Genomic DNA, 11936 nt, shown 5'->3' with positions numbered 1-11936 from the left:
GTCGTACCTTAGAGGGGCTCTAAGGTACGACCGCGCGGTTTTACGTACGACCGCGTGCGCTGGGGGTACGACCACGCGGTTTTACGTACGACCGGGTGGGATCGCGTACGACCACGTACCCCGAGACCCCGACGAGGAAAGCCCCGCACAACCCCATCCCCACGACACGAAGAACCCGTTTTGAGCAGTTGTCGTAACTCCTGTGATACGTGGGGCCGGGCTGGGCGCATGGTGGCGCTGCGTCTGCCCGGGTGGCCCCGCGCCCCGACCCGCTCCGGGACGCGGCGCTCGGCGTTCCCTGAATCTCCTCCCCTCGACGTCGGCCGCCCATGCCGCCGAGCCCCGCGGCGTCGGCGGGCGCGCCGGGAGGAGGCGCGCTGGAGTCGGCGTGTTTGGTCTAGGACTGAAGTCACACTAGAGTCATATCGTGAACGACGCGTCGCCGCGTCACGCCTGCATCAGGACGATCTGAGGCAGACCCGAGAACGACCCGAATCAGAAAGGGGCATCGATGCCCAGGTACGTGTACCGCTTCAGCGAGGGTGACAAGGACCAGAAGGATCTCCTGGGAGGCAAGGGAGCGAATCTGGCGGAGATGACCCGTCTGGATCTCCCCGTTCCCCCCGGCTTCACCATCACCACTGACGCCTGCCGCGCCTACCTGGCCAGCGGCGAGGTCCCCGAGGAGCTCTCGGTCCAGGTCACCACCGCTCTGCGTGGAGTCGAGGAGGAGCTGGGGCGCGAGCTCGGCGCCGCCGAGGACCCCCTGCTCGTCTCGGTGCGAAGCGGCGCCAAGTTCTCCATGCCCGGCATGATGGAGACCGTCCTCAACATCGGCCTCAACGACGTCTCCGTCAAGGGCCTGGCCGCCGCCAGCTCCGACGAGCGCTTCGCCTGGGACTCCTACCGCCGCCTCATCCAGATGTTCGGCAAGACCGTCCTGGACATCGACGGCGACCACTTCTCCGACGCCCTGGACGCCAAGAAGGACGCGCGGGGCGTCTCCATGGACTACGAGCTTCCCGTGGACGCCCTCCAGGAGCTGGTCGAGGAGTACAAGGCCATCGTCAAGGAGCACGCGGGCATCGACTTCCCGCAGGACCCCCGCTCCCAGCTGGACATGGCCACCGAGGCCGTCTTCCGCTCCTGGAACACCGAGCGCGCCCACATCTACCGCCGCCGCGAGAAGATCCCGCACGACCTGGGCACCGCGGTCAACGTGTGCACCATGGTGTTCGGCAACATGGGGGAGACCTCCGGCACCGGCGTGTGCTTCACCCGCGACCCCTCCACCGGGCGCACCGGCGTCTACGGCGACTACCTCGTCAACGCCCAGGGCGAGGACGTCGTCGCCGGCATCCGCAACACCCTGTCCCTGGCCGACCTCGAGCGCCTGGACAAGGTCTCCTACGACGAGCTGCGCTCCATCATGCGCCGCCTGGAGACCCACTACCGCGACCTGTGCGACATCGAGTTCACCATCGAGCGCGGCAGACTGTGGATGCTTCAGACCCGCGTGGGCAAGCGCACCGCCGCGGCCGCCTTCCGTGTGGCCACCCAGCTCGTCGACGAAAAGCTCATCACCATGGACGAGGCCCTCACGCGCGTCTCCGGCGAGCAGCTCACCCAGCTGATGTTCCCCCAGTTCGACGACGACTCCAGCCGCGACCTGCTCACCCGCGCCATGCCCGCCTCCCCGGGCGCCGCCGTGGGCTACATCGCCTTCGACAACGACGAGGCCGTCTCCCGTGCCGAGAAGGGCGACTCCGTCATCCTCGTGCGCCGCGAGACCAACCCCGACGACCTGCCCGGCATGGTCGCGGCCGCCGGCGTGCTCACGGCCCGCGGCGGCAAGACCAGCCACGCCGCCGTCGTCGCCCGCGGCATGGGCAAGACCTGCGTGTGCGGCGCCGAGGCCCTCGAGGTCGACTCCGCCGCCAAGACCCTGCGCATCGCGGGGCGCGATGAGGTCCTCACCAGTGAGGACATCATCGCCATCGACGGCACCACCGGCGAGGTCTTCCTCGGCGAGGTCGGCGTCGTCGACTCCCCGGTCATGACCTACCTGCGCCGAGGCCTGGACGAGGCGCTCAAGGCGGCCGGTGACGACGACACCCGCGAGCTCGTCACCGCCGTGGACCGCCTCATGGGCCACGCCGATGAGGTCCGCCGCCTGGAGGTGCGCGCCAACGCCGACACCCCCGACGACGCCCGCCACGCCATCCACCGCGGCGCCCAGGGCGTGGGCCTGTGCCGCACCGAGCACATGTTCCTGGGCGAGCGCAAGCAGTTCGTCCAGAACCTCATCCTGGCCTCCTCCGAGGTCGAGCGCGAGGCCGCCCTGGCCGCCCTCCTGCCGCTGCAGAAGGGCGACTTCATCCAGATGTTCGAGACGATGAACGGCAAGCCCATGACGGTGCGCCTCATCGACCCGCCGCTGCACGAGTTCCTGCCGGACCTGACCGAGCTGAGCGTCAAGGTGGCCGTCGACCGTGAGCGCGGCGAGCCGAACCCAGCTGACGAGGAGCTCCTGGCCGTGGTGCGCAAGAATCATGAGTCCAACCCGATGCTCGGCCTGCGCGGTGTCCGCCTGCTGCTGACCATGCCGGGTCTCATCGAGCTCCAGGTGCGCGCCATCGCCGAGGCCGCCGTCGAGCGGCTCAAGGCCGGCGGTGACCCGCACCCCGAGATCATGATCCCGCTCATCGGATCGGTGCGTGAGCTCCAGCTGGCGCGTGAGCGTGTGGAGAACGTGCTGCAGGAGGTCTCCCAGGCCTCCGGCTACGCGCTCGACTTCCCGGTGGGCTGCATGATCGAGCTGCCGCGTGCAGCCGTCACCGCCCCCCACATCGCCGAGGAGGCCGACTTCTTCTCGTTCGGAACCAACGATCTGACCCAGACGACATGGGGATTCTCCCGTGACGACGTCGAGTCCTCTTTCGTGGGTTGGTACATCACCCAGGGAATCTTCGGATCCTCGCCCTTCGAGTCCATTGACGTCGACGGTGTTGGCGGCATGGTGCGCCTGGGAGTCGAGGGCGGCCGCGCCACCAAGCCGGAGATGAAGATGGGGGTGTGCGGCGAGCACGGCGGCGACCCCGAGTCCATCGTCTTCTTCCACCGAGCGGGCCTGGACTACGTCTCCTGCTCGCCCTTCCGGGTGCCGGTGGCCCGTCTGGAGGCCGGACGTGCGGCCGTCGAGGACAAGGACGAGTAGTCGACCGCCCGGCAGTGTCTGTGCCACCACCCGGCCCGGCGGCTGAGCGACTGAGCGCTGCCGTCGGGCCGGTGCCGCGATCAGGAGGCCGGCTGGGACCGGGTGATGCCCAGGCGTCCACCCAACCAGTCGACCTGGTCGGCCAGCGCCTGCCTCCACACGGCCCAGGTGTGGCCCCCGTCGTACTGGCGGGTGGTCACCGTCATGCCGGCCTTGGTGGCGGCCTCGGCCAGGACCGGCACGGCCCTCAGGTAGCGCTCATCCTGGCGGCCCACTGACAGGATGCCGGCGATGCCCTCATAAGGGCCGGGTGGGGCGGCGGCCATGAGGCTCAGCGGGTCATTCGCCTCATAGGCGGCGCGGTTGCCGCCGAAGCCCTGGGAGATGGTGCGCTCCTCGCTGCCCAGCGTGGGGTGCTCCTCGGGGCTGATGGCCAGGAAGGTGCGGAAGGTGCCCGGAGAGCGGGAGACGACCTGCATCGCGCAGGTGCCTCCGTTGGACAGGCCGGCCACCGCCCAGTGGGCGGGGTCGTTGTCGACCTGCAGGTTCGCCCTGATCCAGGCTGGGACGTCGTTCTCCAGATAGGCGGCCACCTTACCGCCCGCCTCGGTGTCTGAGCACAGGGGATTGGTGTACGGGTCGCCCAGGAGGTCGGCGACGACGACCACCGGGGCCAGGCCGTGGTGGGTGGCCGCGTAGGCGTCCATCGTGTCCTTCAGGCCCCCGAGCTCGAACCAGTCCGAGGGGCTTCCCGGCTGCCCGGTGAGCAGGACGAGGACCGGTAGGGCCGGGCGTTGTGAGCCCAGATAGGCCGGCGGCAGGTAGATGAAGGCCCCTCGGGGCGTGAAGCCCTTCGTTCCGGACTGGTCGCCGGCCGGGATGTCGGCAGTGACCGCTTCGCCGTGGGCGGGCATGTCCGATGGCGGTCTCCAGGTCTCCTCCAGCGTCTCGTCGCCGCGCACGGGTGCCGAGGACTGGGCCGCAGCGCTCTGCAGACGCCTCAGCGCAGTGGTGGCCACCCCGTAGCCCAGGACGGATGCCAGGGTCGGGCAGGAGGCGACGAAGGTATTGACCGCCAGTAGGGAGGAGGCAGCCACGGCCACGAGGCTGGAGGTGGACTCGGTGGCGCGCACCAGGCGGCGATTGCGCGAATGCACCACTCGATGACGCCCCTCGGTGTGGTTGCCGGTGACCAGCTGGGTGATGACAATCCCCATGACTCCCACCCAGGGCCGCATGAACCAGCCGCCGCCGTTGGTGAAGGGGCGCCACAGAACACCCACAGCCAGCTGGAAGCCCACCTCGCTCACCACCCCGACAGCGGGCACAACGAGCTGCCGGGGCCAGGGCAGGTGGCGGGTGCGCCGCCACCACAGCCAGGCGATGACCGCTGCAGCGACCGCCGTGCACGCGCCACCCAGCCAGGACTGGAGGAAGTGGATGGCCTTGAGGGCCCCGCCGGTGACGTCCACTGCTATCCGGTCTGCGCGCTGGTCACGCCGCCGGTACTCTCAGTCACGGTTCATCAGTACCTGGGCGAAGTGCGCCGTCTGAGAGGGCTTGAGGTCGGGCAGATAGGCCCGGGCGATCGCGATCCCCACCGTCGGCAGGTCCACCAGATCGGGAACCGCCAGGTACATGGGCACTGCTCGCGGCTTGAACTTGCGCTTGTAGGCGTGCAGGGAGCCGAAGCCATAAGCCGGCTCCAGCATGGAGGCCAGCAGATCGATGAGTGGGTCGAAGTGAGAGGATGCGGCGCCGTCGGCGGGAGCGGAGCGGGTCAGCGGTGCCCCGGACAGGGACAGGATCTCCAGGCCCTCGTCCTGGGCGTCCTGGGCCGCGCGTCCAATGAGGTACTCCATGACGGGACGGAAGCCGCCCTCGCGGCGTCGCATGAAGTCAAGGGTCAGACCGATGACCTCCCCATCGCGGTAGACCGGAAGCCAGGAGGTGACGCCCTGGACGGTGCCGTCTGCGTCAACCGCCAGCAGCAGGCGCGTCTCCGGAGCCTGGAGCTCGGCGAGCCCGCCCAGGGTGAATCCCATCTCCGGCAGGGGCTTGTCACTGGCCCAGGCCTGTGAGATGGCGCGGATCTGGTCACGCCGGCCGGCCGGGCAGTCGTCGTAGGTGGTCCACACGGTCTCGATTCCCTGCTTGCGGGCATGGTTGAGGGCGGTGCGCACATCCTGGTAGGCCTTACCCCGGAAAGCCAGGTCCGGTAAGTCCAGGACGGCCTCCTCGGCCACCTGCAGGATCGTCCAGCCCATGGCCCGGGCCGCCTCCATGGCCGGTGCGTGCACCGAGTAGAGGGCGGGAATGAGGCCGGCATCGGTGGCGAAACCCGCGAAGTCGCGCACCGCCTGGGCCACGTCGGCGTCGTCTGCGGCGGGATCCCCGACCGTCAGAGCGACGTCGCGGCTGGGACGGTAGGAGAAGCCCGCCGTACCCGTCTCGTTGACCCAGGCCTCGTTGCCCTCCCACGTGAGCATCCAGCCCAGGGTTCCGGCGCCGCGGGTGCGCACCAACTCGGTCAGCTGCTCACGGCTGGCCACCGGGGTGCGGGCGGGGGCCGACTGGGCCAACCACACCCACAGGATCGTCAGGAGCCACACCAGCACTGGTACCCATGCGGTGAGGATGTGGGCCGTCAAAGTCAAGGGCTTCACGATGAATCCCATGCTGCCGCCCGTGCTCACGGGCAGCAGGTAGGACAGGTAGGTCTCCAGCAGCTCGCGCCAGGAGGCGTGGGGGGAGAAGCTCCGGGAGATGAGCAGTCCTCCGAGCACGCTGACGGCGGCCCCGGCGAGGATGGTGAGGAGCCAGGCAACGACTGCGCGGCGGATGACTCCGGGGCGCGAACCCAGGGTGAAGCAACTCATCTTCCACACCACCAGGCTGATGAGCACGATGTTGAGCAGCAGCGGCACCAGCAGGTGACCAGAGCGCAGCCAGCTGTACAGGAGCTGGTCCATGGCGGAGCCGGACTTGAGCGACTGCTCATTGAGTTTCTCCACCAGGGTGAACAGGGCCGCACAGGCTCCCAGGAAGATCTGGAGCATGATGGTGCCCAGGGCCGCCGCGCGGCGTCCGCGGCGCAGGCCGTCGGCCAGCACGATTTGGAGGAGAGCCGGCATGCACAGCAGGAACAGCTCGACCGGGTAGATGACGTCATCCTTGGGCAGGATGGCGGGGGTCAGTCCGTAACGGGCGTTGGCCAGAGGGCCGACGGCCTTGCTCACAACCGCCAGGGCGCAGCCCACCGACCAGCAGGCCACCAGGAAGGCCACCAGCTCTCGCTCCACCCGCCGCGGCAGCTCGTGGGAGGGGGCCGTCTTCTGGCCGCGTTCCAGAGCGATGCCCAGTACAAGACCCACGATGCCCGATCCCAGGCGGGCCAGGGCGCCGACGGTGCCTGCGACGGCGGCCGAGACGATAAGAACGGCGAACATGACCAGGCGCACGCGTCGTCTCCAAGATGGGCGCATGACGCTGGTGGAGGCCGCCAGCAGACCGGCGATGGGCAGACTGACGCCCTGGATCGGGGCGTGGATGAGGAAGGGCGACCACGCCGTCCAGACGTGGCCGATGAGTGGATAGAGCGCCTGGGTCAGGGTGATGCCCCCGGCGGTGGACACGACTGCGGCGACGAGCCAGCGTCGCGTTCCCAGGAGCCGCTCCAGCAGGACGCCGATGGACAACAGCGCGATGACTCCCGCCGCTGGTACCAGATGATCGGGCACCGCCCAGGCGGTCAGCAGGGCCCACACCCTCTGAGGCCGATGGATGTAGGCGGACAGAACGATCTGCCCGCGGTGCTCCCAGGGCATGAGGATGAGCCCGACGGCGAGGACGAGCACGGCGGAGGCAGTAGCGGCCGGTGCGGGCGCCAACCAGGAGCGGGTGGCCCGCCAGGCCCGGTGCGCGTGCGCCCTCAGGGAGGAGGACCCTGCCGGGGGGTGTGAGGAGACGGAGGGGGACGCCGTGGGGGTCGTTGAGGAGGGCGCGTTCTCGGGGACGTCCGGGGGGGGCGTACTGGACGAGGCCGACGGCATGAGCACTCCTCAGGCGGTAGGTGATGAGAGGTTGGCGGTGGATGAGAACCGGTTGGCTCCGTGGGAGGCGCTGAGATCCCATGGAGGCTCGCCGCCCCCTGGGGTCATGGGCCGGCGAACATCGGTGGGGCCGGAGGGGACCGACCAGCCGACATTCTTATCCACTTCGTAGGCATCATCATCCTCCTGGAGGGGGATGTGGCCATGAGACCGGTCTCTCCAAGATTCAAGGAGATCCTGGCGTCGACCTCCTAAGTGGGCGGGTATCAGCGGTTTTCTCGCTGTGCGGAACCCGATGTGTCGAGGTGGCGACCCGGTCTTCGTTGCCGTGATGAGATATTCTGCGTGTGTCGGTGGTCGTGACAGGACGGTCGGCACTGTGGTGATGGATGAATCTACCGTGTGTTAGTCGGTTCATGTGCTCGTCCGCGCTGGAGGCCATCACGGAGCAGGACAACGAGGAAAGGCGACCCCATTTATGGCCATGTACGAGCTCGACGGCAACCACCTCCTGCCCGTGCGCCTGGGACGCTCCGCTGATGCCATGACCCTGTCCCACAGCCTGGTCGCCATCCAGCGCCAGATCGTCGATGTCCTCCGTCGTCCACTCTTCCCCCTGGCCTGGGACGAGGTCAACGGTGGACGCAGTCTGACCGCCCTGGACGCAACCGGGCAGGTGGTCGTCGTCGAGGTGCTCGAGCGCGTTGACTCCGTCGGGCTGCTGGCCGCCATGTCGCGTCTGACCGCGGCTGCCGCCGCAGGGCGCCGGGACATCGCCGGCAGGTACGCGGGTGGGCTGGGCACCTTCAGCAAGGACTGGAACGAGTTCCGTGAGGCCATGCCGGCCCAGGTCGAGCCCGGGCCGCGGCTGACGATCCTGAGCGCCTCCCTGGAGCCCGACGTCGTCGGAGGCCTGGGTGTGCTGGCCTCCTCCGGGCTGGAGATCCACGAGGTGGACGTGCGTATCGTCGACGAGTCGCGCGTCGTCGTCGTCGTGGAGAAGATCTCGGGGGCGGACTTGAACGTAGGAGGACCACTGCTCGTGGCCCGTGCACCCCGTCCGGCTCTGTCGGGCTCCGCCGGCCCGACCGGCTCGCGCGCCATCGATGCCTCCGAGCAGGCCGAGCACATGAGCCCTGTGACCGGACCCATCGAGATCGTCCTGCCGCAGGGTGCCGGTGATACCAAGGACGGCTCGGATGGTGCTGCCGTTCCCCCAGGTGCTTTCGCCGCGACCGGCGCCGCCGATGCTCTGTCCGATCTGTTCGAGCCGGTGGCCGTGACCACTGAGCAGCCGCGGGTGAACGTCCCGGCGGCAGAAGAGGGGCGGACCGGTGACCGAGCCGAGGATGCGGTCGGGGACGCTGCGAGCAAGTCGGACGATGATGCCTCTGACGATCTCGTGGGGGACCCGGTCACCGGTTCTGTCGACTCTGATGACTCTGCTGACTTCGACGGAGTGCCCGTCTTAGAACCGGACGAGCGCAGTACGGCCCGGGGCCTGCCCGAACCCACCGAGAGCACCCCGACGCCCCGGGCCACCGGGAACACGGATGTCGCCAAGCCGGGGGCGGTGGCACAGGGCTCCGCCAACGAGTTTGCTGGGAAGGCGGGGGCCGGCTCTCCGGGAGTCCCGGAGACGGGGGCCGATGACGTCGCGGGTGATCATGCCGACGGCGAAGAGCCGGATCCGGACCGTGCCGTCGGCAGCGTCACCAACGTTGCCAGCACGAGTTCCGGCCACGGCCCGAGCCGTCCTGTGGGCCGTAGCTCCGGACGCAGTGCAGAGGGTGGTGCCGGCGGCGCCGATAGCGACCGGGATCTGGCCGACATCCTGAGCGGAGACTCTCTGATTGGCCCCGTCACTGTCGAGCTGGGAGACGGGCCTGACGTAGATGACACCGGCCGCAGTGGCCCCGGCGATAGGACAGGCGTCGGCGACAGCGCCGGTGGGAGTGGCGGCGAACCGAGTCGTACCGGCCATGCCGGCCGTCATGATGCCGACCATTCCGACCTCGTTGGCGACGCGGATGACGCAGGCGCCGGCGTGCGGGCCGCTAAGGCCTGGTCGACTGTGCCCCCTCACGAGAATCTCCCAGATGACCCAACTGGAATGGTCCCCCCGGTGCCGTGGGAGCCGCTGCGCGGGTCGGCCGACGCACCCGACCCGGTGGCCGAGGCGCTGGGTGGGGACCCCTCCAAGTCTCTCGTGGTCCAGGAGACCGCGGAGCTGGCAGCCGTGGCGGCGTTGCTCGGGGAGCCTACGCAGCTCATCTGGCAGCGGCTGCGCCGAGGCATCTACCACGAGGCGATGCTATCGGTGGAGGGGGTCATCACACTGTCCGACGGGCGCTCTTTCACCGACCCGACGTCGGCGGCCAACGCCGCTCAGGACGTGAGTGACGCCGACGGCTGGCGTGTGTGGCGCGTGGGGGCGCGCGGCGCCCACCTGGGCGACCTGCGCGATGATCTGGCTGACCGCAGTTCCTGAACTGCTCGGTCGGTAAGCCAGCAGGATCGCGCCCTTGCTGCCTCTACTACCTCGTTCGTGTGGTCGAGTCCTTTGCGTCGTTGGTCGTAAGCCGGTTGCCGTCCTGCGTCCGTAGAGGAGAGCCGTCTGGGGCCGCAAGTCTGGAGGTGGCTCGCGGCTTTCCCGATCACGCGGGCCGGGGAGATGATGATGAACGTGACGCGTAGGGCCATGGCGCTGGTTGTGGTGGCTTTGTTGGCCTCACTGTCCCTACTGACTGCCTGTGGCTCGACGTCGTCGTCGAGTAGTTTGCCGCCGCGTGAGCCTCCGTCTGGGGAGCATCAGCTCACGGCCGAGGACGTCAACGCCTGGTTGGACGGAAAGCTGCCCGATGCCTTGAAGAACGGGGACATCCCGGGGGCTGTGGTGTCGGTGGTCAAGGATGGGCAGGTGGTGACGACTCGTGGTTACGGGTGGGCCGACACGGGTGCCTCGGGTGGGAATCCGGTGGCTGTGGATCCGCAGACGTCCTTGTTCCGGGTGGCCTCGGTCTCGAAGATCCCGACCTCCATTGCGGTGATGCAGCTGGTGGAGCAGGGCAAGGTGGACCTCGACGCCGATATCAGTGCCTACCTGGACTTTGAGATCGAGCGGCGTTTCGATGAGCCCTTGACCCTGCGTCATTTGCTGACTCATTCGGCGGGCTTCGATGAGAGTCTGAGGCTTGCCCAGAATGAGACGGATCTGGAGGACTACGTCAAGAACCAGGCGCCGGCTCAGGTCTTCGCACCGGGTACCACCCCGGGCTACTCCAACTACGGGATGGCCCTGGTGGGTTACATTGTGCAGCGGATCAGTGGTCAGCCCTTCGAGACCTATGTGCGTGAGCACGTCCTGGAGCCGGCGGGCATGACCTCCTCCACCTATGAGCAGCCCCTGCCCGAGGGGATGGCCGGCTTGCTGGGCCCGGGCTACACGTCCACGGGAGAGGAGGTCCTCTTTCTACGCATGGGTGCCTTCCCGGCCGGCTCGCTGACCGTCTCAGCCCCGGACTTCGCCGCCTTCATGAATGCTCAGCTGAGCCGCTCGCCGGGGCTGCTGCGTGAGGAGACCTGGGAGCGGGCGTGGTCTCCCGGGCTAGGGAAGGCCAAGCTCGGTAATCGCGCCAAGGCCGGGGAGATGGGGCTGGGCTACTTCGAGCTCAGCCGTCACGGCCGGCGCATCGTTGAGCACAGCGGAGATCTTCCGGGGTGGCACTCCAAGTTCGAGCTCTACCCCGAGGAGAAGACCGGCATCTTCATCTCCTACAACGGGGACGGAAACGAGGCCTCACACAGTCTGCGGGAGGACCTGGCTCAGGGCTTCGCCGACCGCTACTTCCCCGGCGAGACGCTCAAGGCATCCGGAAGCAAGGATTCTGCCGAGCGCGCCCGCCAGGTCGCCGGCTCCTACGTCCCCAGCAGAACTTTCTGGACCACCTTCATGTCCGCATGGATGCCCGCTTTCTCCTCGGTATCGATTGAGCACATGGGCGACGGGAGACTTAAGGTTGACGATGCTCAGCTGGTCGAGGTGGAGCCCTGGGTCTGGCGTCAGGTCAATGGGCGGGGCGCCATCGCCGCCCAGGTCAAAGACGGCAAGGTAGTCAAACTGAGTAGGGGAGCGGCTACCACCTTGCTTCCCATGACGCCGCTCCAACGGGCTCTTGCTCCCGTGTTCGGTGCCTGCCTGGTCCTGCTGCTGGTGGTGACGGTGGCCTGGCCGATCGGGGCCCTGCGACGACGTCGGGCCCTCAAACGGGGTCAGGAGACCGGTCCCCCGGTGCCGTGGTTGACCCGTGTGGCTCGAGGTGGGGGAGTCCTGGCGCTGGCCGCCCAGCTCACCTGGATCCTACTGCTCGTTGGGTATGTGACCAATATGTTTGCTATCGCCGATGGTTCCTTCACCTGGCTGATCCCGGTGGCACGATGTGCCCAGGTGCTGCAGGCCCTGGGGGTGGTGGCCATCATCCCAGTGATGGCTGACTTCGTGATGTCCCTGAGGCGTCGGGCGGGGTGGCGGAGGCTCACCATGTCGGCTGTTCTCCTGGCGGCGCTGGTGGCATTGGCCTGGTGGGCCTGGGCCGGCAACGCCCTGGCACCCAGGCTCGGACTGTGACCGGGGGACGTCGAGGTCGGTGTCCGTCGATGACAAGGCA

The 11936-nt window shown here is 68.3% G+C and carries 6 protein-coding genes; 4 read left to right on the top strand and 2 right to left on the bottom strand.

Annotation, left to right across the window (positions count from 1 at the left end; all coding sequences use genetic code 11):
• The first annotated feature begins 511 nt into the window (after positions 1-511).
• Positions 512-3217, top strand: a complete 2706-nt coding sequence (ppdK, locus tag RWR81_RS05090) for a pyruvate, phosphate dikinase (RefSeq protein WP_314455378.1) — start codon at positions 512-514, stop codon at positions 3215-3217.
• An 80-nt stretch (positions 3218-3297) separates the two neighbouring features.
• Here the strand turns inward: ppdK and RWR81_RS05085 are convergent, their stop codons facing one another.
• Both RWR81_RS05085 and RWR81_RS05080 read right to left on the bottom strand, forming a co-directional pair.
• Positions 3298-4689, bottom strand: coding sequence for an alpha/beta hydrolase-fold protein (locus tag RWR81_RS05085; protein ID WP_314455375.1), 1392 nt, complete (start codon positions 4687-4689; stop codon positions 3298-3300).
• A gap of 39 nt (positions 4690-4728) precedes the next feature.
• A complete protein-coding gene (locus RWR81_RS05080) occupies positions 4729-7269 on the bottom strand; it encodes a phosphatidylglycerol lysyltransferase domain-containing protein (RefSeq protein WP_314455374.1) in 2541 nt (846 codons plus the stop codon).
• A gap of 60 nt (positions 7270-7329) precedes the next feature.
• Here RWR81_RS05080 and RWR81_RS05075 point away from each other — a divergent pair, with 60 nt between their 5' ends.
• The 3 genes from RWR81_RS05075 (at position 7330) to RWR81_RS05065 (ending at position 11896) form a co-directional block, all read left to right on the top strand.
• Positions 7330-7524 carry a hypothetical protein gene (locus tag RWR81_RS05075; RefSeq protein WP_314455372.1) on the top strand — a complete coding sequence of 65 codons (195 nt, stop codon included), beginning with the start codon at positions 7330-7332 and terminating at the stop codon, positions 7522-7524.
• A 223-nt stretch (positions 7525-7747) separates the two neighbouring features.
• Positions 7748-9760, top strand: a complete 2013-nt coding sequence (locus RWR81_RS05070) for a hypothetical protein (RefSeq protein ID WP_314455369.1) — start codon at positions 7748-7750, stop codon at positions 9758-9760.
• A gap of 189 nt (positions 9761-9949) precedes the next feature.
• On the top strand, positions 9950-11896 hold the full coding sequence (locus RWR81_RS05065; RefSeq protein ID WP_314455366.1) for a serine hydrolase domain-containing protein: 1947 nt from the start codon (positions 9950-9952) through the stop codon (positions 11894-11896).
• Positions 11897-11936 lie beyond the last annotated feature (40 nt).

This window comes from uncultured Actinomyces sp. (genome assembly GCF_963526355.1).
Lineage (GTDB): Bacteria > Actinomycetota > Actinomycetes > Actinomycetales > Actinomycetaceae > Actinomyces.
The sequence above is the reverse complement of the archived record's forward strand: the minus strand, read 5'-3'. Positions and strand labels throughout refer to the sequence as shown.

Coding starts and splice junctions, on each gene's coding strand:
- ppdK (WP_314455378.1), top strand. CDS start 512: ATGCCCAGGTACGTGTACCGCTTCAGCGAGGGTGACAAGGACCAGAAG.
- RWR81_RS05070 (WP_314455369.1), top strand. CDS start 7,748: ATGGCCATGTACGAGCTCGACGGCAACCACCTCCTGCCCGTGCGCCTG.
- RWR81_RS05065 (WP_314455366.1), top strand. CDS start 9,950: ATGAACGTGACGCGTAGGGCCATGGCGCTGGTTGTGGTGGCTTTGTTG.
- RWR81_RS05080 (WP_314455374.1), bottom strand. CDS start 7,269: ATGCCGTCGGCCTCGTCCAGTACGCCCCCCCCGGACGTCCCCGAGAAC.